The sequence below is a fragment of the Nonomuraea sp. NPDC005983 genome (assembly GCF_040614375.1).
GTDB lineage: Bacteria > Actinomycetota > Actinomycetes > Streptosporangiales > Streptosporangiaceae > Nonomuraea.
On record NZ_JBEXUP010000020.1, the window covers coordinates 16,240 to 42,423 of the forward strand.

Annotated in this window: 23 protein-coding genes; 12 read left to right on the plus strand and 11 right to left on the minus strand. The window is 70.1% G+C overall.

All coding sequences use genetic code 11. The annotated features are described in order from the left end of the window. Window positions 1-51: 51 nt before the first annotated feature. A complete protein-coding gene (locus tag ABZ297_RS12270) occupies window positions 52-930 on the plus strand; it encodes a hypothetical protein (protein ID WP_355343616.1) in 879 nt (292 codons plus the stop codon). A gap of 8 nt (window positions 931-938) precedes the next feature. Further along, the gene (locus ABZ297_RS12275; protein ID WP_355343619.1) at window positions 939-1,886 is read left to right on the plus strand and encodes a quinone oxidoreductase; all 948 of its coding nucleotides are present in this window, start codon (window positions 939-941) and stop codon (window positions 1,884-1,886) included. Window positions 1,887-1,947: 61 nt separating this feature from the next. Here the strand turns inward: ABZ297_RS12275 and ABZ297_RS12280 are convergent, their stop codons facing one another. The 3 genes from ABZ297_RS12280 to ABZ297_RS12290 form a co-directional block, all read right to left on the minus strand. Then, window positions 1,948-2,124 (minus strand): hypothetical protein, encoded by a 177-nt coding sequence (locus tag ABZ297_RS12280; protein ID WP_355343622.1) that lies wholly within the window; start codon window positions 2,122-2,124, stop codon window positions 1,948-1,950. A gap of 230 nt (window positions 2,125-2,354) precedes the next feature. Further along, on the minus strand, window positions 2,355-3,836 hold the full coding sequence (locus tag ABZ297_RS12285; RefSeq protein WP_355343625.1) for a cobyric acid synthase: 1,482 nt from the start codon (window positions 3,834-3,836) through the stop codon (window positions 2,355-2,357). 42 nt (window positions 3,837-3,878) lie between these two features. Further along, window positions 3,879-4,292 (minus strand): TIGR03668 family PPOX class F420-dependent oxidoreductase, encoded by a 414-nt coding sequence (locus tag ABZ297_RS12290; RefSeq protein ID WP_355343628.1) that lies wholly within the window; start codon window positions 4,290-4,292, stop codon window positions 3,879-3,881. A 75-nt stretch (window positions 4,293-4,367) separates the two neighbouring features. On the opposite strand from ABZ297_RS12290, the gene ABZ297_RS12295 reads away from it, so the two are divergent. From ABZ297_RS12295 to ABZ297_RS12305, 3 genes are all read left to right on the plus strand, one after another. Continuing rightward, window positions 4,368-4,964 carry an MBL fold metallo-hydrolase gene (locus ABZ297_RS12295; protein WP_355343631.1) on the plus strand — a complete coding sequence of 199 codons (597 nt, stop codon included), beginning with the start codon at window positions 4,368-4,370 and terminating at the stop codon, window positions 4,962-4,964. Window positions 4,965-5,104: 140 nt separating this feature from the next. Beyond that, window positions 5,105-6,208 carry an RNA-guided endonuclease TnpB family protein gene (locus tag ABZ297_RS12300; protein ID WP_355343634.1) on the plus strand — a complete coding sequence of 368 codons (1,104 nt, stop codon included), beginning with the start codon at window positions 5,105-5,107 and terminating at the stop codon, window positions 6,206-6,208. Between the two features lie 244 nt (window positions 6,209-6,452). Further along, on the plus strand, window positions 6,453-6,806 hold the full coding sequence (locus ABZ297_RS12305; RefSeq protein ID WP_355343797.1) for an ATP-binding protein: 354 nt from the start codon (window positions 6,453-6,455) through the stop codon (window positions 6,804-6,806). Window positions 6,807-6,905: 99 nt separating this feature from the next. Here ABZ297_RS12305 and ABZ297_RS12310 read toward each other — a convergent pair whose 3' ends face one another. After that, window positions 6,906-8,204, minus strand: coding sequence for a hypothetical protein (locus ABZ297_RS12310; protein ID WP_355343637.1), 1,299 nt, complete (start codon window positions 8,202-8,204; stop codon window positions 6,906-6,908). A 160-nt stretch (window positions 8,205-8,364) separates the two neighbouring features. Here ABZ297_RS12310 and ABZ297_RS12315 point away from each other — a divergent pair, with 160 nt between their 5' ends. Next, window positions 8,365-9,258 carry an ADP-ribosylglycohydrolase family protein gene (locus ABZ297_RS12315; RefSeq protein WP_355343640.1) on the plus strand — a complete coding sequence of 298 codons (894 nt, stop codon included), beginning with the start codon at window positions 8,365-8,367 and terminating at the stop codon, window positions 9,256-9,258. Between the two features lie 156 nt (window positions 9,259-9,414). Here the strand turns inward: ABZ297_RS12315 and ABZ297_RS12320 are convergent, their stop codons facing one another. From ABZ297_RS12320 to ABZ297_RS12350, 7 genes are all read right to left on the minus strand, one after another. Beyond that, a complete protein-coding gene (locus ABZ297_RS12320) occupies window positions 9,415-13,953 on the minus strand; it encodes a ThuA domain-containing protein (protein WP_355343643.1) in 4,539 nt (1,512 codons plus the stop codon). A 137-nt stretch (window positions 13,954-14,090) separates the two neighbouring features. Continuing rightward, entirely contained in the window at window positions 14,091-14,924 is an 834-nt protein-coding gene (locus tag ABZ297_RS12325; protein ID WP_355343646.1) for a sugar phosphate isomerase/epimerase family protein, read from the minus strand. 3 nt (window positions 14,925-14,927) lie between these two features. Then, window positions 14,928-16,163: a substrate-binding domain-containing protein gene (locus tag ABZ297_RS12330; protein WP_355343649.1), complete on the minus strand. Its 1,236-nt coding sequence runs from the start codon at window positions 16,161-16,163 to the stop codon at window positions 14,928-14,930. 31 nt (window positions 16,164-16,194) lie between these two features. Beyond that, a complete protein-coding gene (locus ABZ297_RS12335) occupies window positions 16,195-17,124 on the minus strand; it encodes an ABC transporter permease (protein WP_355343652.1) in 930 nt (309 codons plus the stop codon). Next, complete coding sequence (locus ABZ297_RS12340) at window positions 17,121-18,128, minus strand: ABC transporter permease (protein ID WP_355343655.1); 1,008 nt, start codon at window positions 18,126-18,128, stop codon at window positions 17,121-17,123. Before ABZ297_RS12340 ends, ABZ297_RS12335 begins: the two co-directional genes overlap by 4 nt. Continuing rightward, window positions 18,125-19,558 carry a sugar ABC transporter ATP-binding protein gene (locus tag ABZ297_RS12345; protein WP_355343800.1) on the minus strand — a complete coding sequence of 478 codons (1,434 nt, stop codon included), beginning with the start codon at window positions 19,556-19,558 and terminating at the stop codon, window positions 18,125-18,127. The genes ABZ297_RS12340 and ABZ297_RS12345 overlap by 4 nt, the downstream gene beginning before the upstream one ends. A 2-nt stretch (window positions 19,559-19,560) precedes the next feature. Continuing rightward, window positions 19,561-20,649 (minus strand): Gfo/Idh/MocA family oxidoreductase, encoded by a 1,089-nt coding sequence (locus ABZ297_RS12350; RefSeq protein ID WP_355343658.1) that lies wholly within the window; start codon window positions 20,647-20,649, stop codon window positions 19,561-19,563. Window positions 20,650-20,745: 96 nt separating this feature from the next. On the opposite strand from ABZ297_RS12350, the gene ABZ297_RS12355 reads away from it, so the two are divergent. The 6 genes from ABZ297_RS12355 (at window position 20,746) to ABZ297_RS12380 (ending at window position 26,181) form a co-directional block, all read left to right on the plus strand. Further along, entirely contained in the window at window positions 20,746-21,921 is a 1,176-nt protein-coding gene (locus ABZ297_RS12355; protein ID WP_355343661.1) for an ROK family transcriptional regulator, read from the plus strand. Window positions 21,922-22,031: 110 nt separating this feature from the next. Continuing rightward, window positions 22,032-23,171 (plus strand): inositol-3-phosphate synthase, encoded by a 1,140-nt coding sequence (locus ABZ297_RS12360; RefSeq protein WP_355343803.1) that lies wholly within the window; start codon window positions 22,032-22,034, stop codon window positions 23,169-23,171. Then, window positions 23,168-24,025, plus strand: a complete 858-nt coding sequence (locus ABZ297_RS12365) for an SCO3242 family prenyltransferase (RefSeq protein ID WP_355343664.1) — start codon at window positions 23,168-23,170, stop codon at window positions 24,023-24,025. Before ABZ297_RS12360 ends, ABZ297_RS12365 begins: the two co-directional genes overlap by 4 nt. Next, on the plus strand, window positions 24,022-24,894 hold the full coding sequence (locus tag ABZ297_RS12370) for a sugar phosphate isomerase/epimerase family protein (RefSeq protein WP_355343667.1): 873 nt from the start codon (window positions 24,022-24,024) through the stop codon (window positions 24,892-24,894). Before ABZ297_RS12365 ends, ABZ297_RS12370 begins: the two co-directional genes overlap by 4 nt. Further along, on the plus strand, window positions 24,839-25,339 hold the full coding sequence (locus ABZ297_RS12375; protein WP_355343670.1) for an EboA domain-containing protein: 501 nt from the start codon (window positions 24,839-24,841) through the stop codon (window positions 25,337-25,339). Before ABZ297_RS12370 ends, ABZ297_RS12375 begins: the two co-directional genes overlap by 56 nt. After that, a complete protein-coding gene (locus ABZ297_RS12380; RefSeq protein ID WP_355343673.1) occupies window positions 25,339-26,181 on the plus strand; it encodes a TatD family hydrolase in 843 nt (280 codons plus the stop codon). Before ABZ297_RS12375 ends, ABZ297_RS12380 begins: the two co-directional genes overlap by 1 nt. Window positions 26,182-26,184 lie beyond the last annotated feature (3 nt).

Below are 26,184 nucleotides of genomic sequence, written 5' to 3' on the forward strand. Positions count from 1 at the left end.
ACGCCCGCCGCGCACGCAGGCCGAGGTCTTCCAGTCGAAGGAGCGAGGGTGATGTTGAGGGTCGCGCGTGCCGCGCTGTTCGCCATGGTCCCCGCGGAGCTGGTGCTCGCGGTCCTGCTCGTGTCGGGTGTGTCGCTGCCGCTCCCCGTGGTCGCGGTGGCCGAGGCGGCCGTCGTCGCGGCGCTCGTCCTGGAGGCGGTGACCGCGTACCGGCTGTTCCGGGCCGCGCGCCGGGGTGGCGCGGACCGCCGGACGGCGTTGCGCGCCGCCTACGAGCAGCTGGTTCCCCAGCAGGTGCGACGGATGATGGGGTTCGACCTGAAGGGCCTGATCAGTCTCGCCCTGTGGGTCGCCCGTCGCCGCCACGGCGTCCCCGACGGCGCCACCGCCGTCTCCTACTCCCGCGCGCAGACCCTCACGATGATGATCCTCCTGGGCGCCATGGTCGTGGAGCTGGTGGGCGCGGAAGTCCTGCTGCGGGCGTTCGGCGCGCCGGTCGGCCTGCGCACCGTGATCCTGGTCGCCGACGCCTACACGGTCCTGATCGTGCTCGCGGTCATCGCGGCCTGCGTCACCCGTCCGCACGTCGTCTCGGACGACGAGGTGCGCATCCGCTACGGCGCGTTCTTCGACCTGCGCGTCCCGCGCGAGTTGATCGCCAGGGTGCGGCACGTGCGCAACTTCAACGAGAGCAGCACGATCAAGGTGGACGGCGATCGGCTGGCGGTGGCGGTGGCGTCCCAGACCAACCTGATTCTGGAGCTGACCGAGCCGATCACGGCCGTCCGGCCCCTCGGCGGCCGCGCCGAGGCCCGCACGATCCGCTTGTTCGCCGACGACCCCGCAGCCGCCCTCGCCGCGATGCGGCCCCGCCGGCAGCACGCGCATGGAGACGGGCCGGTGGAATCAGCTGCCGGAGGTCGGGGTTGACTAGGGGCATGCGTGCCATCGTCATCTCCGCCCAGGGCGGCCCAGAGGTTCTCGAGTACGTGCAGCGCCCCGACCCGGTGCCGGGCGAAGGGGAGGTCGTGGTCGACGTCGCCGCCAGCGGCGTGAACTTCATCGACGTCTACCACCGCTCGGGGGCGTACCAGCTGCCCCTGCCCAGCCTGATCGGGTCCGAAGGGGCGGGCGTCGTGTCCGCCGTGGGCGAGGGGGTGTCGGACGTCGCGGTCGGCGACACGGTGGCGTGGGCCAACGTGCTCGGGAGCTACGCGGAGAAGGCCGTGATCCCGGCCGAGCGGGCGGCGCCGGTGCCTGACGGGGTGACGGCCGAGCTGGCGGCCGCCACGATGCTCCAGGGGATGACCGCGCACTACCTCACCCGCTCCACGCATGAGGTGAAGCCGGGCGACAACGTGCTCGTCCACGCCGGCGCCGGAGGGATGGGGCAGCTGCTGATCCAGCTCGCCAAGCTCAGGGGCGCCACCGTGCACACCACCGTCTCCAGCGAGGAGAAGGCGAAGATCGCCCGTGAGGCGGGCGCCGACGAGGTGCTGAGCTACGAGGACTTCGCCGGCAAGCTGCGCCACCGGATCGACGTCGTGTACGACGGCGTGGGGGCCGCCACGTTCGACGGCAGCCTCGAGGCGCTCAGGCCGCGCGGCCTGATGGCGCTGTACGGGGCGGCGAGCGGGCCGGTGCCGCCGGTCGATCCGCAGCGGCTCAACAAGGGTGGCTCCCTCTTCCTGACCCGTCCGACGCTGCTCCACTACATCGCCGACCGCGACGAGCTGCTCTGGCGGGCGTCGGACCTGTTCGGGTGGATCGCGTCCGGAGACCTGAAGATCAACATCTCTCGTCGCTACCCGCTGGCGGAGGCCGGGCGGGCCCAGGAGGACCTGGCCGCCCGCCGCACCACGGGCAAACTGCTCCTCATCCCGTAACCCCGGACGCCACCGCCCTGACGGCCCCAGGCCACGTCATCCGGCCGGACTGATCGGACGTTCAGTCGAAGTCGAAGATCGAGTGCTTGTCGTAGAAGTGCAGGATGTAGCGGCAGCGCGTGCAGATCATCAGGGTCATGCGGTGGGAGGTGACGCCCCATTTGCTGTCGAGTCGCCCCTCTTCCTGCTGGAACTCGGTGCCGTGGCAGAGGGGGCAGAGGAGCTGCGGTCTCGTCATGTCAGGACAACGGGTGAATGCCCGGCCGGGTTCCGCTCCGCAGCCGTCATGGCACGGCGAGCCCCGGCGTGTCCTCGGCGGCGGCGAGCGCGGCGTCGACCAGTGCCCGCAGCGGGACTCCCAGCTCGGCGGCCCGCATCCCCGCTTCGCGGTAGCGGTCGAGCTCCGGCCGCGCGGGTAACGTGCCGGCGTGCCAGGCCTCTGCCCGGTATCTGCGGACCAGATCCGATTCAGGTCAGGGCTCCGGGCGGGAGGATCGGCACGGCGGGCGGGCCGTGCTCGATGAGCCGCAGCAGCGCGTCGGTGTCGAGATGCCGTTCGACGAGGTCGCCGAGGGCGTCGAGGCGTTCCTCGCGCAGCCGGGCGAAGTCCGTGCCGGGGGCGGGGACGAAGTCGCGCCCGGCACGCTCGGCCACGTCCCGCAGGAAGGCGCGGCGGAACGCGTCGTTCTCCAGGGCGCCGTGCCAGGTGGTGCCCCAGACGTTCCCCGCGCGGCAGCCGTCAAGGAACGGCTCGCCGCCCTCGACGGTGGTGACCCCGTGGTGGATCTCGTACGCCCGTACCAGGTGCCCGTAGGCGTGGCCGAGCGGCCGGGAGAGCGTCTTCTCCTTGGCGAACTCGACCCGTACCGGTAGCAGGCCGAGCCCGTCGACCCGGCCGGCGCCGGACTCCACCTCGTCCACGATCTCGCGTCCGAGCATCTGGAAGCCGCCGCAGATGCCGAGGACCGGCCGCTCGCGTGCGCTCAGCGCGGCGGCCAGGCCGCTCTCGCGCAGCCAGCGCAGGTCCGACACCGTGGCCCGGGAACCCGGCAGCACCACCAGGTCAGCGTCGTCCAGTTCGACCGGGTCTGTGGCGAAGCGGACGTGCACGCCCGGCTCGGCGGCCAGCGCGTCCAGGTCGGTGAAGTTGGAGATGCGCGGCAGCCTGGCCACCGCGACCCGGAGCGTCTGCCTGCCGTGCGGCCTGCGGGTCGGGACGGTACGGCTGTCGAGCGCGAGGGAGTCCTCGACGTCCAGCCAGAGGCCGTCCAGCCAGGGCAGGACGCCGTAGACCTCGCGGCCGGTCAGGCGGCGCAGCTGGTCCAGGCCGGGTTCAAGGAGTTCCCGCGCGCCCCGGAACTTGTTAACGACGAATCCGGAAATAAGCGATTGGTCGGCTTCATCCAGGAGGCCCACCGTGCCGTAGAACGCGGCGAACACGCCGCCCCTGTCGATGTCACCGACCACGATCACCGGGAGGTTCGCCGCCCTGGCCAGCCCCATGTTCGCCAGGTCGCCCCGGCGCAGGTTGATCTCGGCGGGGCTGCCCGCGCCCTCGCAGACCACCACGTCGTACGCCTCGCGCAGCCTGCCGAACGCGTCGAGCGCGGACGCGCGCAGCAGGTCCCGCAACTCGCCGTACTCCATGGCGTCGACGTCGGCGACCGGCCGCCCCATCAGGACGACCTGGCTGCGGCGGTCGCTGCCCGGTTTGAGGAGGATCGGGTTCATGTCCGCGACCGGCTCGACCCCGGCGGCCTGCGCCTGCACAGCCTGGGCGCGTCCGATCTCGGCGCCGTCGGCCGTGACGTACGAGTTGAGCGACATGTTCTGCGCCTTGAACGGCGCCACCCGGACTCCCCGGCGGGCCAGCCACCGGCAGATGCCCGCCGTGACCACGCTCTTCCCCGCATCGGACGTGGTCCCCGCGACCAGCAACGCACCCTTCACCCGGCCACCGTAGCGGCGTCCACGACGCACGCCGCCGCCGGGCTAGCCCGAGAACGACCACCCGGACCAGCGGACCACGTCCACGACGATCACCGGCCCGTCGGGGCGGCGCCTCCGGTACTGGTCGTACTTGGCGGCCAGCCAGTCGAGCGCCGACTCGCGCTCCGGGCCGTCCTCCACGACGCGGGCCGAGCCGTCGGCGCGCACCCACCACAACCGCGTCCAGTCGTCCTCGTAGTGGTCGGCCAGCACGCTGACCTTGGGGTTCGCCCGGATGTTCCGCAGCCGCCGCAGGTCGACGGTCGTCTTGGGCTTGTGGTCGATCGCGGTCACCACCCGGTCGGCGCGCACGGCGAACGCGACGGGCACCAGATGCGGTGTCCCCCCGGCATCGGCGGTGGCAAGCCGGGCGACCCGCTCGCCACCGAACATCTCCCGAGCCTGCTCGACGTCCATGCTCTCCCCCTTCCCGCATATCCCGGCCGGCCACGATTGCGGGTGCGCGGTGCGGCGGGCGTACCTTGGGACGTCATGCGGATCACGAAGTACACCCACGCGTGTGTACGGCTCGAACACGACGGCCGGGTGCTGGTCATTGATCCCGGCACGTGGAGCGAGCCGGCCGCCCTGACCGGCGCCGACGCCGTGCTGGTGACGCACGAGCACGCCGATCACGTCGACACCCTCCGGCTGGCCGGGCTCGGCGTGCCGGTCTACGCCCCTGCCGATGCGGACATCCCACGGCTGGACGTCACCGGGGTGTCCTCCGGCGAGGAGTTCACCGCCGCCGGCTTCCGCGTACGGGCGGTCGGCGGGCGACACGCGTTCATCTACGGCGGCCAACCCGACTGCGCGAACCTCGGCTACCTCATCGACGAGGCGCTCTACCACCCCGGCGACTCGCTGCACGTCCCCGAGCAGCCGATCGAGACGCTCCTGGTTCCGGCCCAGGGATCGTGGATGAAGATGGCGGAGGCGATCGACTTCGTCAACGCGATCAAGCCGCAGCGGGCGTTCGCGATCCACGACGCCCAACTCAACGATCGCGGCCTCAGCAGCGTCAACGGCTGGCTCGCCGAGGAGACCGACAGCGGCTACCGGTATCTGACGCCAGGCGAATCGGCCTGAGATGGGTCGTTGAGGCGTTCATCGAAACTCCTTGAGCGTGGAAACCCCCGCCTTCAGGCGGGAGAGGAAACGCGGCACAGTGCCGCGCTTTTGGTTCGAACTTGTGCACGAAGCTTTACTGAACGTAGTAGCTTGTGTGCGTGGCGCAGTTGGTCAAGCGGGCGTTCAAGTACCGCTTCTATCCGACCTCCGAGCAGGCTGAGGAGCTTGCCCGGACGTTCGGCTGCGTCCGTCTCGTCTACAACAGGGCGCTGGAGGAACGCACCCGCGCCTACGCGGAGGGCCGGAAGGTCTCCTACGTGGAGTCCTCGGCAGCACTCACGGAATGGAAGCGCACCGAGGAGCTGGGCTTCCTGCGCGAGGTGTCGTCGGTGCCGTTGCAGCAGACGCTGCGCCACCTGCAGGCGGCCTTCGCCAACTTCTTCGCCGGACGGGCCAGGTGCCCGAGATTCAAGTCCCGCAAGAAGTCGCGCCTGTCGGCCGAGTACACCCGCTCGGCCTTCACCTACTGCGATGGCCGCCTCGCCCTGGCGAAGATGGATGAGCCGCTGGCCGTCGTGTGGACGCGTCCGCTCCCCGAGGGTGCGCGACCGTCCACCGTGACGGTGTCCAGGGACGCGGCCGGACGGTGGTTCGTGTCCCTGCTGTGTGAGGACGCCATCCGCCCGCTTGACCCGGCCGAGAACGTAGTGGGCGTGGATGTGGGCATCGCCGCGTTGGCGACGCTGTCCACCGGGGAGAAGATCGCCAACCCCCGGCACGAGCGGGCGGATCGGCGCAGGCTGGCCAGAGGCCAGCGTGCGCTGGCACGCAAGGAGAAGGGATCGGCGAACCGGGCCAAGGCCAGACTCCGCGTCGCAAAGGTGTACGCCCGTATCGTCGACCGCAGACGCGACCACCTGCACAAAGTCAGCACACGGCTTGTTCGCGAGAACCAAGTGATCGCCGTGGAAAGCCTGACCGTCCGCAACCTGATCAAGAACCACCGCCTGGCCCGAGCCATCTACGACGCCTCCTGGCGGGAACTGCGCTCGATGCTGGAATACAAAGCCGCCTGGTACGGGCGGAAACTAGTGGTCGTCGACCGCTGGTTCCCCTCCTCCAAGCTGTGCTCGGCCTGCGGCACCCTGCAAGACAAGATGCCGCTGGATGTCCGGACCTGGCAGTGCGCCTGCGGCGCGTGCCACGACCGGGACGTCAACGCCGCCAGGAGCATCCTCGCCGCCGGGCTGGCGGAGAGGTGAAACGCCTGTGGAGCTGATGTAAGACCTCAACAGGAGACCACCTCCTCGACGGGCAATCGGCGGTGAAGCAGGAAACCTCACGGGCGACCGTGGGAATCCCCCTCGTTCATGAGGGGGAGGAGGTCAACGGAGTTCAACGACACGGACGCGGCCTTCAAAACACCGCCTTGGTAACGAAGTCCCTACTGAGGGTAGTTGCGACACGGCACTCTGGAGCCCGGAAATTCCGCGCAACGGGAGATGCCTGGCATCGGCCCGGCGGTTCGTCCGCGACGTGGCCGCCGACTGGGACGCGGGGCCGGACATCCCGGAAGTCGCCGAGCTCCCGACGTCCGAGCTCGTCACCAACGCCCTCGCGCACACGCCCACGGGCGCACCGGCGGTGAGCGCCATCCGCGTCTCCGTCAGCCGCGAACAGGAGTTGATCGTGGTGGACGTCCACGACGCCTGCGTCGCACTCCCCCGCCTACGCCGGGCGAGCCACCTCGACATCCGCGGCCGGGGTCTCGCCATCGTCCAGACCTTCTCCCACGACTGGGGCTGGATCCTCACCCCCTACGGCAAGTCCGTCTGGTTCCAGCTCGTCGCCTGGCCGTGATCTCCGTATCGAGACCAGCGAAATGATCGGGATAGCATTCCGGCCTGCCGCCACCTCAGCGTCTGTCGCTGTTGCCGGGTAACGGGGCAGAACCTGCTATCAGGCCCTCCGGAACCCGGTGATCTCCCGGTTGCCGAGCTTGATCGACACCTCGATGTCACGGAGATTCCACCACTGGGCGCCCACGGCGCTAAGGGTGGGGGCTATCCCCGCGATCAAGAGGATTACGGTGGCGAGGCGGGAGCCCAGGAACTCGGTGAATAGTTTCGACTGGAGATTCAGCTTGCCCGCGTAGCCGAAGGCGACGATCGCCGCGGTGACAGCCGTGGAGAAGAGCATGGCGGTCCAGTGGATGCCCTTCAGCACGTCGACTGTCTCGGCGAGTGCCCGCGAGAGGCGGGCCACCCGCTCGGTGAGCACGTTCCCTGCCGCGATGAAGGCCAGCAGGCGCTGGTCGGCGTCCGAACTCGAAGCTCCTTGCCACGAACTCAGCACGGCTTCGCGCACGGCCGCCGTGTCATGGCCGAAGATCTCTCCGAGGTCCCAGGCGAGCTGCTGCCATCCGAGCACCGCATGGTCCAGAGTCTCGTCGGACGGGATGATCAGCGAGGCCCAGGCAAGCCCGGCCGCTATCGCGGCCCAACTGAACGTGCGCGCCCTCTTGAGGTTACGCTCGGTGGTCGCACTCCACTTGGCCAGCTCGGACTTGGCCTGCGTCACACGATCCTCCGCCTTCGCCACCCCGGGGAAGTAACTCCTCTTGAAGTCGGGGTCGCGGAGGGGCTGCTCCCATGCCTTGGGATGCCTTCTGAGCGACTCCCGCATCTTTGCGTTCTCCTTGCGCGCTCGATCATTCAAGTCGTTGGTGACGTCAGTCCGTCTGTTGCGTTCGTTGGCTGCCTCGCTGTTCCATTTGCCGGCCGCGGCCCGCAGGCCGGCTCCGCTGAGCACGCCCGCCGTTCCGGCGAGCCACGGCGCGATCGTCGTGACGGCGTCGCCGAGGGATTCACGGAACGATGGAATACCTTCTGGATCATCGTTTTGCCAGGCGTAGTCTCCTGGGCGGGCCCCACTGGGGGCCTGAGACTTCCTCACTGCATTGAGCACCCCCTGTTCGGCGGCGATCTCTGCTTCTGTGAACGTACGGCGGGACACTCGCAGCAGGCTGCTGACCGTTGCGGCCTCCTTGCTGCCGCGCTCCAACTCGTCCGCCAGGGCGTTCCAGATCTCGTTGTACTGATGCCGGGCGGGCCACTCCCCGGTCACGCCAAGAGCGAGCGTCGGAAGTGCGACCTCGTTTCCCGAGCGGCGGAGTCTAGAAAGACCATCGCTCATCGTCGTGAGCATCCAATCCGCGTCTTCGAAGCCATGGCCACCGCGATCGAAGCTCAGGGTCATACGCATCTCTTCCTGCGCAATTGGGAATTTATCCTCCCGTCAGTATGTCAGGGATGCCGTATTCGCGATCATGCTCAGCGTCCCCTCGCATATCTCCGTGTCCACGCGGGTCGACGTCTGCGTCCTCGCCAGGCGGCCGGCGGCCCTCACAATGAAAGGAATGTCCATCCATCCTCCTGCGCGGGCCGCGGCCTCTCTGCACGGCCTCGCTCTCGGCGACGCCTTCGGCTCCCAGTTCTTCGTCCCAGCCCATCACCACGCCCTCTCCAGCCGTCTGCTTCCACCTGATCCATGGCAGTGGACCGATGACACCGAGATGGCGTGCTCCGTCTATCGCGTCCTGGCTGATCACGGCGTTGTCGACCAGGACAGGCTCGCGGCGAGTTTCGCCGCCCGTCACGACTTCGACCGTGGCTACGGCCCCGCCACCAACCGGATGCTCCGCCTCGTCCGCGAAGGCGGCGACTGGCGGACGCTTTCGGCTGAGTTGTTCGACGGCAAGGGCTCGTGGGGCAACGGGGCCGCGATGCGAGTGGCGCCGCTCGGTGCCTGGTTCGCCGACGACCTCGCGCAGGTCGTCCGGCAGGCCGCCCTGTCGGCGCAGGTCACCCACACGCACCCCGAGGCGGTGGCCGGCGCCGTGGCCGTGGCCGTGGCCGCGGCAACGGCCGTCAGGGAACCCGATCTCTCTCCGGGACGGTTCCTCGACCGGGTCGGTGAGCACGTGCCCGCGAGCATGGTCCGGGAGGGGATCGCCGAGGCCCGTCAGCTTCTCACGATCAGCGATCCCGCGCTCGCCGCCCAGGTGCTGGGGAACGGACGGCAGGTCAGCGCGCAGGACACCGTGCCCTTCACCCTCTGGGTGGCGGCCCGCGAACGCCATGACTTCGAAACGGCCATGTGGACCACGGCGACCGCCGGCGGCGACGTCGACACGACCTGCGCCATCGTCGGCGGCATCGTCGCGGCTTCAGGAAGCGCTGAGCCTCCGGAGTGGAGAAGGAGATGCGAGCCGCTCCCTGACTGGGCAGGGGTTCCACCGCTCGATCCGTGAGCGAGGACGCCTTCAGGGGGCGGCGTTCTGTGATGGGGCGTGCCCCGAGGTCGTGGGCCGCGCGAGCCGACAACCGTTCCTGTCCGCGCCAGACGTGCCCCTCTCCCCGGTGGGAAGAGGGGCACGTCGGCTCTACCTCCTACGGTCGGTGCTGGTTCAGCTGAGGCCTGCGATCACCTTGTCGGCGTCGCGGGTCAGGGTGTCGCGCACCTCGGCCCTGGTCACCAGCCGCTGGTCGGCCAGCAGGCGCTTGACTTCGGACAGGTGGCGGACCGCCTTGTCGTCCTTGCCCGACGCCTCCGCCTTGCGCGCCTTGGTCAGTTCGTTGGTCAGCGCGCTGTGCGCGGTCACGGACAGCCAGTCGCCGGCGCGGAACCTGTCGATCAGTTGCTGCATGTCCCGCATGGACGTCGTGACGCTGAACCGCACGTTCGTCGTGATCGAGTTGCCGGCGTTGTCGTCCGCCTTGGCCGCGACCGTGTGGCCGGCCAGGGTCTGGGTGAACAGCGCCAGCGTCGAGTCGGCGACGAGCGGGGCGCCGTCGAGCGTGCCCGACGTCGTCTTCACGCCGGAGGTGCTGTCCACGGCCTGCCAGGTGATGCGCAGGTCTTGGGAGTCGCCGTAGACCTCGCCGTCCGAGACACCGGAGACCATGAGGGTCGGGCGGGTGCCATCGATCTTGAGTACCGCGGCCTTCTCCTGCTCGGCCGTGCCGACCTTGTCGACGGCCCGGTAGCGCAGCTCGTGAGTGCCGTCCCCGCTGACCACCACGGGCTGGCCGGCGTAGGCCTTCCAGGCGCCCTGGCCGAGGGCGTACTCGATGCGGGCGACCCCCGAGGCGTCGTCCTGCGCGGACAGGACGACCGGCACGTCCCCGTTGTTCCAGCCCTCGGCGTTGGGCGCGGCGAACGACGCGGTCGTCTGCGGAGCGGTGGTGTCGATCTTCAGGGTGAGCGAGCGGGCCTCCTCGACGTTGCCCGCCCCGTCCCGGGAGCGGTACTCCAGCTTGCGTGCCCCGTCCCCGCTGACCAGGATCGTCGCGGTGTAGGGAGTCCACTCGCCGCCGTCGAGGCGGTACTCGGTGGCGGCCACGTCCGAGGCGTCGTCGACGGCGGTCAGCGAGACCTCGACGGGCCCGGAGGTGTACCAGCCGTCCTGGCCGTTCGGCTCGGCGGCCTTGGCCGTGGTCACCGGAGGCGTCTTGTCGGCGCCGGCGACCGGCGTGAACCTGAACTTCTGGTCGTCGACGTTGATGCAGTTCCACTGGATCAGCTTGCCGCCGTCGGCCGGGGAGCTGCCGGCGATGCCGAGGCACAGGCCGCTCGCCGCCGAGGTGAGCCGGTAGTCATCTCCGGTCGCGGCGGGGAGGAACCGCTGGTTGACCTGGTCAGGGGCGGACGCCGGATGGCAGGTCCACTGGACGAGCTCGGTGCCCGCCGCGGTGGAGCCGCCCGGCACGTCCAGGCACTTGCCGCTCTTGACGTTCTTGAGCTGGTAGCTGCCGTCGGACAGCGGGATGGCCTCCCACTTCTGGTCCGGGCCCTGGGTCGCGCCCAGCTGGACGATCTTGGCGTCGTCGGCGTCGTTCGTCGGCGTGATGTTCTTGCCGCTGTGCTGGGCGGTGATCGTGTAGGTGCCCGGTTGCAGCACGGGGCCCTGGTTCTCGCCGGTGAACTGGACGGCGTCCAGGTCGAAGGCGTTGTTCTGGCTGTTCTTGAAGACGGCGTAGATCGTCTTCGTCCGGACGTCGGACTTCACCGGCACCGACGCCGTCATCTGGTAGTTGTTCCAGTCTCCCGTGCGGGGAACAGGGGTCGTGGCCAGCAGGGTGCCGGTGGGCGAGTCGGCGTGCAGCTCCACGGAGCCTCCGCCGCTCGGGCTGGACAGGCGGTAGCTGACGGCGGTGACGCCGTTCAGGTCCATCGGCGTGAAGGAGATCCAGTCGTTGTTGCTGATGTCACCGATGCGCTTGCCGCTCTCGGCGCCGGGCTCGCTGATGACCCGGACACCCGACATCGCGGTGAAGTACTCGGCCTGCTTCCGCTTGGGCTGCAGGACCGCCTTGGCGTAGCCGGTGAGCGGGTTGTCACCCTTGTCGGTGTAGTGGGCGTTGATGACGTAGTAGAGGTTGGCCCCCGCCGGGTGCCCGCCGATCTCGCTGGTGGAGATCTTGCCCTCGCAGCCCGGGATCTCGACGGTCTCGTGCTCGTGGTCGTCGTGTCCGAGCGCCGGCGTCACCAGCACCTTGGAGCAGTCGATCGTGCCGTCCTCGGGGTCGGTGACCTTGACCTTGTACGGCACGTCCTGGCCGAACTCGATCACGCTTCCGTTCAGCGGCGTCTCGATGGTGACGGTCGGGGAGGTGTTGCCGACCGTGATCGGCACGTTCGCGAACCCCTCCTTACCGGTGACGTCGGTCACCTTGAGCTGGGCGGCGAACCGGCCGGGCGAGGAGTAGGTGTGGCTCACCTTGGCACCGGTGGCGTCGAAGGTGCCGTCGCCGTCGAGGTCCCAGGCGAAGTCGATGGGGTCGCCGTCGGGGTCGAAGCTGCCGGCGCTGTCGAAGTCGACCGTGAGCGGCGCGGGGCCGTCGGTGCGTGACGCGGTGGCCTTGGCGACCGGCGCCCGGGCGCCCGCGGAGTAGTCGATGCGGTACAGGCCCGAGTCGTTGTTGCCGCCGCCGAACGAGTCGCCCCATTCCAGCACGTACAGCGATCCGTCGCGGCCGAAGGTCATGTCCATCGGCTTGAGGAAGGTCTGGTTCGGCAGGAAGCTGTTGATCTTCAGTACCTGGTCGTCGCCGTCGAGGTGGATCTCCTTGATGTAGTGGCGCGACCACTCGTAGAAGAAGTTCACTCCGTCGAAGTAGGCGGGGAACTTGGTCGTGGACGTGTTGGCGGCGTCGTAGCGGTAGACCGGACCGCTCATCGGAGCGGAGCCGCCGGAGCCGAGCTCGGGGAACTTCGGCGAGGTGCCGTAGCCGTACCACATGACCGGCAGCTGGATCGGCGGGAGCTCTGTCAGGCCCGTGTTGTTGGGAGAGTCGTTGACCGGGTGGGCGCAGTCGAACTTGGCCCCGACCACCTTGGTGTCAGGGTTGTACGGCGCGTAGGGCTGGTTGTCGCCGTGGCAGAACGGCCAGCCGAAGTTGCCGGCCTTCTTGATGACGTTGTACTCCACCAGACCCTCGGGACCGCGATCGGTCGTCGGGCCGCCTCGGTCGGGACCGTAGTCCGACGCGTGCACGTACCCGGTCTTCTGGTCCACCGTGAACCTGAACGGGTTGCGGAAGCCCATGGCGTAGATCTCGGGCTTGGTCTTGGCGGTGCCGGGCGGGAACAGGTTCCCCTCGGGAATGTCGTAGCCGCCGTCCGCCTTCGGCTTGATCCGCAGGATCTTGCCGCGCAGGTCGTTGGTGTTGCCCGCGGTACGGGCGGCGTCGAGCATCTGCTTGCCAGGCCGCCAGTCGAGGGGCGCGTACCCCTGCCAGTCGGGCGACAGGTTCGGCGGGACGTCGTCGCCGGTGCTCAGATAGAGCGAGCCGTCGGGCCCGAACTCCACCGCGCCCCCGGTGTGACCGGGCTCGGGGTAGGTCCGCTGCCGGTAGGCGGGCACCTCCAGGAGCTTCTTCTCGCTGGCCAGGTCGATGGAGTCACCGCTCACCGTGAAGCGGGAGAGCCGGTTGACGTCGTCCGCGCTGTCCGCGGGCGACCAGTAGACGTAGATCCAACCGTTCTCGGCGAACTTCGGGTCGAGCTCCATGCCGACCAGGCCGTCCTCGCCGCCGTTGTAGACGTTGAGGGTGGCCGCGGTGACCGTGCTGTGGGTGTCAGGCTTGAAGATCTTGATCTCGCCCTTGCGCTGGATGTAGAAGACCCGGCCGTCGGCGGCCACGTCCAGCTCCATGGGGTCGGCGGTGTTGTCGTCGAGCGTGACCTTCTCGAAGCTGCTGTTCACCGTGCCGCCGCAGTCGCCCGCCTCGGCGCCGGCGGCCCACTTGACGCCGCCGAGCACGTGCTCACGGAAGAGCGGTTCGGCGTAGGCGGCGGTGTCGTGGCCCATGGCCGTCGCCCAGATCTTGCCGCCCTCGGCGTTGCGGCACCAGGAGATCGGGTGGTCGGCCCCCATCGCGGAGCCGCCCGGGTTGTAGGTGGTCTCGTCCGCGGTGACCAGGACGTGCACGTTGCCGCGGGGGTTCGGGGCGAAGTTGTACCACTCCTCCGGCCGCTGCCAGCGCAGGGGCAGGTTCTTGGTGGACGGGTGGACGCGGTCGGCGACCATGGCGGTGCCTTGCAGGACGCCCGGGGAGTGGGCGGGCATGTGGGCGCCGCCGTTGACCAGGTCGTCCCACCAGGGGAACTCGTTCTCGATCCCCATGTCGAGGGCGTTGTGGATGCCCACGATGCCTTTGCCGGAGCGTACGTACTTCTGCATTGCCTGGCGCTGCTCGTCGTTCTCCCAGACCATGCCGGAGTTCTGCAGCATGATCACCACGTCGAACGTCGCCAGGTTGGCGTCGTTGAACGCGGCCGAGTCGGCGGTCTCGACGACCTCGAAGTGGTTGTCGGCGGCCAGATCCTTAATCATCTGGACGCCGGCCGGGATCGAGGAGTGGACGTATCCCACGGCCTTGGTGAACAGCAGCGCCCGGAAGGTGTCGTGCTGGGCGGAGGCGTGTGCCGTCCCTGTCCCCATTAAGGTCAGCAGGATCGGGAGGATGAGGGCAGCAAGAAATCGACGCATGTCGAATCTCCGGGGGGTTGAAGGTGTTCTCTCCAGAAGCGGGTCCCTGCCGAGAGACCTCAGGAACCGGCGGAGTCGGTGGCGAGAGATCAGAGCGTTCTCAGGAAGGCGAGCCCCTCTGAGGCGAGCGCGTCCTGGCTCGGTGCGAGCGGCCGCCAGATGGAGGCCGCGGTGGCGATCGTCTGGTTGTGGGCGGTGAAGGATTCGATGACGAGCGGGCCCGCGTAGCCGGACTCCCGCAGGGCGCCGATGAAGGCGGGCCAGTCGAAGCGGTCGGCGCCGGGGGTGCCCCGGTCGGTCCCGCATACCTGCACGTGCGCGATCCGGCCCGCCGCAGCGCGGACGGCCTGCGCCGGATCCTTCTCCTCGATGTTCAGGTGATAGACGTCGAGCGCCAGGTCGCAACCGTCGGGCAGGGCCTCCAGGGCCTGCTCAACGGTGTTGACGAGGCTGGTCTCGTAGCGGTTGAGCGGCTCGACGGCTATCCGCACGCCGCGCTCGCCCGCGTACTCGGCTACGGGGGCCAGGTTCTTCCGCAGCTCCGCGTAGACCTCCTGGCGTTCGCCCGGCGACATGCGCCAGGTCCTGCCAACGGAGGCGTAGGCGGGGCCGCCGATCACCGGTGAGCCGACGGCCGTCGCGACGTCGACGCAGTGGCGAAGGTAGTCCTGGGTCTCCTTCACCACCTCGGGCGAGGCCGCCACGAGCTCCCGCCCGGGGGGCATGACCAGCACCACCGAGGCGGCCAGCCCGTGCTCGGCGAGGAGTGCGGCGGCCCGCGCCGGGTCCCAGTCACCGGGCCGCTCGACCGGGAGCTCGATGACGTCGAACCCCCAGGCGGCGACCTTCGGCGCGAGGCGTTCCAGGTCGCCGTCCGTCAGCGGCGACACCCACACCCAGGTGTTCACTCCGACAGGGAACATCGTTCAGCCCTTCTTGCCGCCCCAGTTCTCGGGGAAGCCCGGCATGTTCTCGCAGCCGCACAGCGCGTAGTGCAGTGGCGGCATGTTCGGCTGGAGGTAGGTGGACAGGTTCGCTGAGGTGATCTTGGGTTGGGGCAGGTTCCAGAGCTTGGGCACCTCCTCTCCCTTGAGGATCTTGAGCGCGGCGATGATCGGGGTACGCCACTGGTAGGTGGGGTAGGTGGGGGCGAGGGCGGTGAGGTTGCCGTCCTTCCATTTCTGCAGGAAGTCCTGCTGGTCCTCGCCGTTGATCGGCGGCACGGGCAGCCCGGCGTCCTCGAACGCCTCGACCGCGGCCACCGCGGTCGCGCCGGAGTCCATCCAGACGCCGTCGATCTTGCCGTTGCGCTGGATGTAGTCGTTGACGATGCTCTTGGTCTTGGCCGCGTCGCCGTCGGTGAACTCGACGCCGACGACCTTGAGCTGACTCTTGTCGAACGCGACCTTCGCCGCCGACCAGCGGGTCTCCAGCACGTCCACGCCGGGGCTGATGCGCAGCGCGAGGATCTTGCCGCCGGCCGGCACCTTCTCGATCAGGAAGTCGGCGGCGTCGGCGCCGAACAGGTAGCCGCCGATGGGCTTGATGAACGTCACCGGGCAGTCGGTCTCGACGCCGCGGTCGAAGACGATGACCGGGACCTTGGCGCAGGCGCCCTTCACGGCCGGGGTGAGCGTCGCCGTCGTGTTCGGCGAGATGATCAGCGCGTCGCAGCCCTTGGCCTGCAACTCGGCGATGTCGGAGATCTGCTTGTCGTCCTTGCCCTCGGCGTCGAGCGCGGTGAGCTTGGAGATCTCCTTGTGCATCGCCACCTCGGCCTGCATGGTCTTCCACCCGACCTGGCGCCAGGGGTTGTTGACCGCCGCGTTGGAGAAGCAGATCTGGTACGGCCCGTCCTTCTTGTACGTGGCGGTGGACGTCATCTGCGGCGCGATGGCCTGTTCCCACGGCTTGTCCGCGGGTCCTTCCGGGGTCTGCGCGCGCATGGCGAGCTGGGCGTCATAGTCGGCTTGGACGAAGAACTTGGACTGGTCTCCGGTGCCCGCCGCGGGAGCCTCCGACGTGGCGGTGGCAGTGGCGGTGGCGCCCGCGGCCGGGGTCTGGCCGGCCGACGTGGCCGGCTTGTCGCTGGTGCAGCCGACGGTGAACGAGGCCAGCGCGGCCAGGGAAAGGAGGGCCGCTGCGGGCCGACGACGCGACATGGGGGGTGGTCTCCTTCTTCAAGGGGGGTGCTCAGGCGCTCGGCCTGAGTTTGAGAGGCAGCCGCAGGGCTCCGACCGCGACGGCCGCGATGATGATGACCCCCTGCACGGTGAACTCCAGCGCCCCCGAGATCCCGTACAGGTTGAGCAAGGTGAACAGGGCTTCCAGCGTGAGCGCGCCGCCCATCGCGGCGACGACCGACCCGCGTCCGCCGCCGAGTGCCACGCCCCCGAGGACGACCGCCGTGATGGCCTGGAACTCCAGTCCCTGGCCGACCTGGGCGGAGACGCCGGCGAAGCCGCCGAGCAGGATGCCGGCGACCGTGGCGGCCAGGCCGGAGAGCATGAAGGCGAGGATCCTCGCCCGGGCGACACGCACGCCGGACAGGGCCGCCGCGCGCTCGTTGTCACCGGTGGCGGCGAGCGTCCTGCCGAAGTTGGCCCGCGTCAGCGCGACTGCGGCCGCTCCGACGGCGAGGAGGATCAGCACCGACCAGGGGATGGGGCCGAGGCTCCCCCTGCCGAAGGCGCGGAAGCCCTGCGAGAGCGCGCCGCGTGGCGCGCCGCCCGTCCACAGGAAGACCGCGCCGGACAGGACGAGCATCATGCCGAGCGTGGTGATGAAGGACGGCACCTTCAGCAGGGTCGTCACCACGCCGTTGACCAGGCCGACGAGCAGGCCGAAGACGATCAGCAGGGCGAGCACCGGCCAGGTGGCCGCCTCGTTCCCGTCGATGAGGCGGGCCCCGATGACCACCTCGGCGGTGACCAGGGAGCCGACCGACAGGTCGAACTCGCCCGAGACGATCACGAAGTACTGGCCTGCCGCCAGGATCACCAGCGGCGCGGCACGCTTGGCGAAGGCGAGGAATCCGGCGGGCTCGACGAAGACCGGGTTCACGACCGCGATCGCGACCAGGAGAACGGCCAGCACTCCGAAGATCGGCAGTGTTCGTCTCATGCCCGCCTCCCTTGCTTGCGCCTGGCGTAGACGGCCACGGCGGTCACGATGACCACGCCCCGGACGACGTCCTTGAAGAAGGAGTCGACCTCGAGCTGGTTGAAGACGCTGTCCAGGGTGGCCAGCAGCAGCACGCCGCCGACCGTGCCGCCGACCCCGCCCCTGCCGCCCGCCAGCGCGGTGCCACCGAGGACGACCGCGGCGATCGACTCCAGGTCGTATCCGCCGTCGGTGCCGACGGTGGGAGCACCGGCGCCGAGCCTGCTCGCCAGCAGCAGCCCGGCGATCCCGGCGCACAGCGAGCAGAGCACGTGCGTGACGATCAGCATGCGGTCGGTCCGCACCCCGGACAGGCGGGCGACCTCCGGGTCGCCGCCGACCGCGTAGATCCGATAGCCCAGCGTGGTGCGCCGGAGCAGGAACCAGGCCGCGGCCGCGACCCCGGCCCAGAGCAGGGCGGAGACCGGGACGGGGCCGATCCGGTCGTAGCCGAGGTGCTGGAAGGACTCGGGCACCTTGCCGGCAGGGCCGTCGTACAGGTGGTCAAGGACGCCCTTGATGATCAACGAGATGCCGAGGGTGGCGATGAACGGGTGCACTCGTAGCTTGGTGATCACGAGCCCGTTGGCCAGCCCCACGGCGGCGCTGATGGCGACGACCGCGGTGACGGCGAGCGCGATGTTGCCGTCGAGCCCGGCCATGGTTTCGGCGGCCACCAGCGAGGTGAGGCTGATCAGGTAGGCGACGGAGAGGTCGAGCGAGCCGGCCAGGATGGCGAGTGTCTGCCCGACCGCGACGATGCCCAACGCGGCCGAGCGCTGCTGCACGCCGACGAGGTTCTCCAGCGTGAGGAACTGCCCGCCGCGCGCGGCGACCAGCGCCCAGCCGACGAGGACCACTCCGGCGAGCGCCAGGAACACGACCCTGGCGGGGCTCGAACCGCGGGTGCGTAACAGGGGCAGGGCGCGCGCGGACGCGGCCCGGATCCGCTCGCTGTCGATCACGACGTCACCTCGCCTGCGGCCAGCCGCATGATGGCCTCCTCGGTGGGAGCTGCGGGGAGAGTGCCCGTGACGCGGCCTTCTCGGAGGACGACGACGCGGTCGCTCATGCCGATCAGCTCGGGCAGTTCGGAGGAGATCATCATGATCGCCATGCCGTCCTCGGCCAGCTGCCGCATCAGGTCGTGGATGGCGGCCTTGGCGCCGACGTCCACGCCACGGGTGGGCTCGTCGAACAGCAGCACGGTGGGAGCGACGGTCATCCACTTGGCGAGGACGACCTTCTGCTGGTTGCCGCCGGACAGGTAGCGGACCTCCTGGTCCTGGCGCGGCGGCGTGAGCCGGACCCGCTCCAGCAGCTCGCTCAGCCCGTTCTGGCGGCGACGGCCCACCGCGCGGGCCACCAGCAGCGCGTTGTCGCGCACGGATTGGCGCAGGGCCAGCCCCTCGGCCTTGCGGTCCTCGGTGACCAGGCCGATCCCCGCGGCCACCGCTTCGCGGACCGAGCGCGGGCGGCACGGTGTCATCTCGCCGCTGGTGAACGGCTCGGCGCCGAACAGCGCCTTGGCCAGTTCGGACCGCCCGGAACCCTGCAGGCCGGCGACGCCCACGATCTCGCCCGCGCGCAGCTCCAGGTCGATGCCGTGAAGTTTGTCGTTGCCGGCGCCGGTCACGCGCAGCCGTACCTCTCCGGTGGCGCTGGCCCGCGGCGGGAAGTAGGTGCCGAGGTCGCGGCCGACCATCAGCCTGACCAGGTCGTCCGAGGTCACCTCGGCGATCGGCACCGTGGTGACGCGCCTGCCGTCCTTGAGCACGGTCACCCGGTCGGCCAGGTCGAACACCTCGCGCAGCCGGTGAGAGATGTAGAGGACCGCGATGCCGCGCTCCTGCAGGCGCCGGACGAGCTGGAAGAGCAGCTCGACCTCGTGTTCGGCGAGCGCGGCCGTCGGCTCGTCCATGACCACGATCCTGGCGTCGAGCGAGAGGGCCTTGAGGATCTCGACGACCTGCTGCTGGGCGACCGACAGCCGCCTGACGAGGTCTCTCGGGCCGAAGGACGTCTCCCCTAGCTCGGCGAGGAGCTGCCTGGTCGCGCTCTCCATGGCCGCCCTGTCTACCAGGCCCGCGCGGGAGGGCTCGCGGCCGAGGAAGACGTTCTCCGCCACGCTGCGCTCGGGCAGGAGGTTGAACTCCTGGTAGATGATCGCGACACCGGCCCGCTGCGCCTCGAGCGGGTGGCCGAACGACACCTGCCGCCCGTCGATCTCGATCGTCCCCTCGTCCGGCGCGTGGACCCCGGCGAGGATCTTCATCAGGGTGGACTTGCCCGCGCCGTTCTCCCCCATCACCGCGTGGACCTCGCCCGCCTGGACCTCGAGGTCCACGCCGGATAACACCCGTACGCCGAGGAAGCTCTTGCCGATGCCGGTCATGGTCAGCACGGGGTCCACTCCCTCGTGCGCGCGGAGTCGAGGACGGCCGCGCAGATCCGCGCGGCGCGGGCACCGTCCTCGAAGGTCGGCAGCCCGTCACGCTGCTCGCCGCGCAGCGCGGCGTAGCTGTCGGCGACGAAGGCGTCGAAGCAGTCGTAGTACCCCTGCGCGTGCCCGGCGGGGAGCGGCGAGTACGGCAGGGCGGCCGGCGAGAGCGTCTCGGGGTCGCGCACGAGCAGCCGTGCCCCGTCGCGCCTGCCGATCCACAGCCGCTCGGGCTGTTCCTGGTCGAAGGCGATGCTCTCCTCGGTCCCCGACACCTCCAGGAAGAGCCGGTTCTTCCGGCCAGGGGACACCTGGCTCGTCGTGACCGACCCCAGCGCGCCTCCGCGGGTGCGGAACTGCACGGTGACCAGGTCCTCGGTGAGCACCGGTCCGTTGCCCGCCCGTGCCTGCTGCACGACGGCGGTCTGCGCCGACACCTCGGTGATGCGGTCGCCCGTGACGAACTCGGCGAGGTCGCACCAGTGCGACCCGATGTCGGCGAACACGCGGCTCGGGCCGCCGATCTCCGGATCCACCCGCCAGTTGTCATCCTCGGGACGCAGCAGCCAGTCCTGCAGGTAACCGCCCTGGACCAGCACGACCCGACCCACGTCTCCACGCGCGACCCGCTGCCGTGCCTCGCGGGCCATCGCATGGAAGCGGTACACGAACGGCACCGTCGCCACCAGTCCCGCCTCGGCGGCACGGGCCGCCATCAGGGCGGCCGTCTCCACGTCGGTGGCCAGCGGCTTCTCACAGATCACCGCCAAGCCGGCGGCCAGCGCCTTGAGCGTGAGCGGAGCGTGCAGGTTGTTGGGGGTGCAGATGTGCACCACGTCGATCTCGCCCGACTCGATCAGCTCGTCCGCGGAGGCGAAGGCGCGCCCGAAGCCGTGCTGACGGGCGCGCTCGATCCGCGACCCTGCGACGCCGACGATCCGGGCACCGGCGAGAAGGGCGGATCTGGCGTGCACGCCGCCCATAAACCCGGTCCCAATGATGCCTACTCTAGGTCTATGGGGCGGTTGCGAGGATATGTCCTGCATGTTTCGGGAGCGTAGATCCGACTTATGACGACGGTCAAGCAAAACTTTCGTAGAATCTGTCGTATACCCGCTTTGCGATCATCATAAGGAGAACTGGTGACTCAGGATCTATCGAGCTCTTCTGGGGCAGGGACGGTGCTCTCGATCCTGCGTGACGGACGGGCGCGCACCCGCGCCGAGCTGGTACAACTCACGGGCCTTGCGAGGTCCACGGTGTCCCAGCGGATCGACGCCCTGCTGCTCCAAGGCTGGATCGTGCCCACCGACAGCGCGGCTCCGTCCGGCGGCAGGCCCGCCACCGCCTTCTCGTTCAACCGCAGCGCGCGGGTGACGCTCGCCGCCGACCTGGGCGTCACCCACGCCAGGGTCGCGGTGGCCGACCTCGGCGGCGCGATACTGGCGGAGCGTGCCACCGATCTGTCCATCAGCCAAGGCCCCGAGCCGACGCTGACCTGGGTCCTCGACAGCTTCGACGACCTGCTCGCCGAGTGCGGGCGCACCCGCGGCGACGTGTGCGGCGTCGGGATCGGCCTCCCAGGCCCCGTGGAGCACGAGACCGGAAAGGCGGTGAACCCGCCGATCATGCCGAACTGGGACGGCTTCCCCGTACCGGACTGGTTCGGCAGCCGCCTGGGCGTCCCGGTCCTCGTCGACAACGACGTGAACATCATGGCGCTGGGCGAACAGTGGGCCGCCCAGCTCGAAACCGAGCACCTGATCTTCGTCAAGATGGGCACGGGCATCGGCTGCGGGATCATCAGCGGAGGCCGACTGCACCGGGGCGCCGAGGGGGCGGCGGGCGACATCGGCCACATCCGGGTGCCGAACATCAACCAGGTGCAGTGCCGTTGCGGCAACATCGACTGCCTCGAGGCCATCGCCGGCGGCGACGCCCTCGCCGCCCAGCTGCGCAGTTTCGGGCTCAACGCCTCCGACGGCCGCGACGTGGTCCGGCTCGTCAAGGAGGGCAACACCCAGGCGATTCACCTCGTCAGGCAGAGCGGGCGGGAGGTCGGCAGCGTGCTCGCCTCCATCGTCAACTTCTTCAACCCCGGGCTCGTCGTGATCGGTGGCGACCTGGCCGAGGCGGGCGATCACCTGCTGGCCGGCGTTCGGGAGGTGATCTACGCGCGCTCGCTGCCCCTGGCCACCAAGCGCCTCAGCATCCACGCCAGCGAGCTCGGCGATCGCGCGGGTGTCATGGGAGCGGCCGCGATGGTCATCGAACATGTCCTGGCCCTCGAGAGCGCCGAGCAGTCCGGCTCCGCGTAACTTCCGCCGACGTCCGGCATATCTGTGGTTGACCATCGGCGAAATCCGTACGTAACATCCACACAAATAGGGAGGCATCCGGCGAAAGTTCCCGCGATACGGAGGACATGATGCCCACTCTCGGCGTATGGCTGATTGGTGCTAGAGGATCTGTGGCGACCACCGCGATGGTCGGCGCCGCCGCTTTCAGAACCGGGATCTCTCCTCCTCACGGTTGCGTCACCGAGATCCCCGGCTTCCCAGCCCACCTTGCGCCGTTCACCGACCTGGTCTTCGGCGGCCACGACGTGGCGGAGATCTCCCTGCGGAAACGAGCCGAGCTGTTAGCCGAAGGGGGCGTGATCCCGGCTCGCCTGCCCGCCCTGCTCGCCGAAGATCTGGCCGCCGCGGAGGCCGAGATCCGACCGGGGCACGCGTCCGGCGACGCTCCGCAGAGCGAGGCCGCCGCTCGCCTGATCCGCGATCTCGTCGAGTTTCGCGACAGGCACGGGGCGGAGCGCGTTGTCGTGGTCAACGTGTCGTCGACAGAGCCCCCCGCGGCGTGGCGCCCCGAGTTCGAGCGGCTGGCCGACCTGGAGGAGGCGCTGGCGAGCGGGGCGGAGGTCCTGCCGCACAGCTCGCTCTACGCCTACGCCGCGTTTCAGGCGGGCTGCGCCTATGTCGAGTTCACCCCGTCCACCGGGCCGACCCTGCCCGCGCTGGCGGAGCTGGCCGCCGAGCGGGCCGTGCCGTACGCGGGCCGGGACGGCAAGACCGGCGAAACCCTGGTCAAGAGCGCGCTCGCGCCCATGTTCGCGGGCCGGGCGCTGCGGGTTCGCTCCTGGTCGGGGCTGAACCTGCTCGGCGGAGGAGACGGCGCGACCCTCGCCGATCCGAACGCCAGGGCGAGCAAGCAGCTCTCGAAGAACAGGACCGTCACCGGCGTGCTGGGGCCGGGAGTCGACGGCCAGACGCACATCGACTACGTCCCCGACCTCGGTGAGTGGAAGACCGCCTGGGACCACGCCACCTTCGAGGGCTTCCTCGGGGTGCGGATGACCTTCCAGTTCACCTGGCAGGGCTGCGACTCCGCGCTGGCCGCGCCCCTCGTCCTCGACCTGGCCCGGCTGGTCGCCCGGGCGCACGAGAAGGGCCGGCACGGCGTGCTCCCCGAGCTCGGTTACTTCTTCAAGGATCCGCTGGCGACGGAGGAGCACGGGCTCGCGCGGCAGTACGACCGGCTGTGCGCCTTCGCCGAGGAGCTGTCGTGAGGGCGGTGCTCGAGCTGGTCAGGGCGCCTGCCGCGCTCTCCGTGCCCGGCGACATGCTGGCCGGCGCGGCGGCGGCCGGACGTCCCGCCACCCCCGGGCTGGCCGTCGCCTCCTTGTGCCTCTACCTGTCGGGCATGGCGCTCAACGACTGGGCCGACCGGGAGATCGACGCCGTCGAGCGGCCGGAGCGCCCCATTCCTTCCGGGCGGGTCTCCCCCGGCCGCGCGTTCGGCCTCGCCGCGGGATTGACCGCCGCCGGCCTGCTCGCCGCGGCGCTCGCGGACGGACGGCGCGGGCTCGTCCGCGCCGGGCTGCTCGCGGGCACGGTCTGGGCGTACGATCTCGGACTCAAGCGGACTGCCGCGGGGCCGGCGTCCATGGCCGCCTGCCGGACGCTCGACGTGCTGCTCGGCACGGGCGAGCACGTCCGCGCCGGCGGGCTGATGGCGCTGGCGATCGGCGCGCACACCTACGGGATCAGCCTGCTGGGCCGCGCGGAAGTACAAGGAGCGCGGCGGGGGACGATCAACGGCGCGCTGGCGGCGAGCGCGAGCGCGGTCGCGCTGACAGCCCTGAGCTGCCGGCGCGGGAGCGAGAAGCCGGCAGGGCACGGCCAGGCCGCCGCGTGCGCGCTGCTCGCCGGCTACGTCGCCCTGACCGGCGTCGTGCAGGCGGGGCTGCGGGCCAGTCCGGACCCCGATCAGGTCCGGCGCGCCGTACGGCTCGCCATCCTCGGCCTGGTCCCGCTCCAGGCTGCGGGAGTCGCCGGACAGGGCAGGCTCGCGCAGGCCGGCGCGCTGCTGGCGGCGTTGCCCGTGGGCCACTGGCTCTCGGCCAGGATGGCGACCTCGTGAACTTCGCCTACTGCACGAACGGCTTCTCCGATCACCGGCTGCCCGAGGCGCTCGCGATCCTGGCCGACCTCGGCTACAGCGGCGCGGCGATCACCCTTGACCACGGTCACCTGGACCCCTACGCCGCCGGATCGGCGCACGAAGTCGCGCTCATCGCCAGACGGCTCGGCGAACTGGGCCTGCGCGCGGTCGTCGAGACCGGCGGACGCTACACGCTGGACCCGTGGCGCAAGCACCATCCGACGCTGCTGGATGACGACGCCGGCGCGGCCCGGCGAGCCGACCTCCTGAGCAGGGCGCTGCGGATCGCGGCCGATCTGGGCGCACCCGTGGTGCATCTGTGGAGCGGCGTCCGGCCTGCCGAGGTCACCGAGGCGGAGGCCTGGGCCCGGCTGGCCCGCTGGTGCGAGCGGCTCCTCGACGAGGCCGACCGCGTCGGGATCACGCTCGCGTTCGAACCGGAGCCGGGGATGCTCGTCGGGGATCTCGCCGGGTACGAGCGGTTGCGCGGCCTCCTCGGCGGCCATCACCGTCTGGGGCTCACCCTGGACATCGGGCACTGCCAGTGCGTCGAACCACTCGACGTTCCCGAGTGCGTGCGGCGGGCGCTGCCGTACCTGGCGCACGTGCAGATCGAGGACATGCGCCGGGGCGTGCACGAGCACCTGGAGTTCGGCGCGGGCGAGATCGACTTCCCGCCTGCGCTCGCCGCGCTCGACGGCTACCGGGGGCTGGTCGCGGTCGAACTGGCACGGCACGGCCACGCCGCCCCCGAGGTGGCTCGCAGGTCCATCGACTTCCTGAGGAGGGCGTATGAGCGATCACGACTGGACGGCGCGGGCCGTCCGGCAGGTGGAGGAGTCGCCTGAGTCGGCGCGGCTGCTGTTCCCGCAGGCCCAGCGGCGCGGCGGCCCCGGAGCGCGGCGCGCGCTGCTGAACGCGCTGTGCGGGAACGCCGACCTGGTCAGCGCGCTCTACTGGAGCGGCGACACCGGCGAGCGGCTGGCCGTCCTGGACGCCCTGCCCGACCTCGGCCTCGGCCCCGCCGCCGTCCCCCTGGTGGAGGACGCGCTGCGCACCAACGACGCCCGCCTGGTCGCCGCGGCGCTCGGCCCCTACGGCTCGCGCTGGCTGGACGACCACGCCTTCCGCCACGGCGTGCTGAAGTGCGTCTTCCTGTCGATCCCGCTCGCGTCCGTCGCGGAGCTCGACCGCCGCTTCGATGACGAGCTCGCCAGGATGCTGGCCGACCACGCCGCCGAGCGGCGAGCCGCGGGCCGCCCGGTCCCCCAAGACGTGTTGGAGAGGCTCTGATGCGAATCTTCGACCCCCACATCCACATGACGTCCAGGACCACCGACGACTACGAGCGCATGCACGCCGCCGGGGTGCGGGCCGTGGTGGAGCCCGCCTTCTGGCTCGGCCAGCCGCGCACCAACGTGGGCAGCTTCCTCGACTACTTCGACGGGCTGCTCGGCTGGGAGCCCTACCGCGCCGCGCAGTACGGGATCCAGCACCACTGCGCGCTGGCGCTCAACCCGAAGGAGGCGAACGACCCGCGGTGCGCGGACGTACTCGCCGAGCTGCCGCGCTACCTGCTCAAGGACTCCGTGGTCGCGGTCGGCGAGATCGGCTACGACTCGATGACCCCGGCCGAGGAGCACGCCTTCGAGGCCCAGCTCGCGATGGCGACGGAGAGCGACCTGCCCGTCCTGGTGCACACGCCGCACCGCGACAAGGCCGCCGGCACCCGGCGCACGCTGGACGTCGTCCACGCCTCGGGTATGCCGCCGGGGCGGGTGCTCGTCGACCACCTCAACGAGCTGACCGTGGGGCCGGTCGCGGAGTCCGGCTGCTGGATGGGGTTCTCGATCTATCCGGACACCAAGATGGACCCGCACCGCATGGTGGAGATCCTGAAGGAGTACGGCACGGCACGGATGCTGGTGAACTCGGCCGCCGACTGGGGCCGCAGCGATCCGCTGAAGACCCGCGAGGTCGCCGACGCCATGATCGCGGCCGGCTTCACCGAGGACGACGTGGACAAGGTGCTGTGGCGCAATCCCGTCGACTTCTACGGGCAGAGCGGGCGGCTCGACCTCGGCGACCCGTCCGCTGGGGCGGACTACGCCGGCAACACGGTCAAGCGGGGCTGAGCG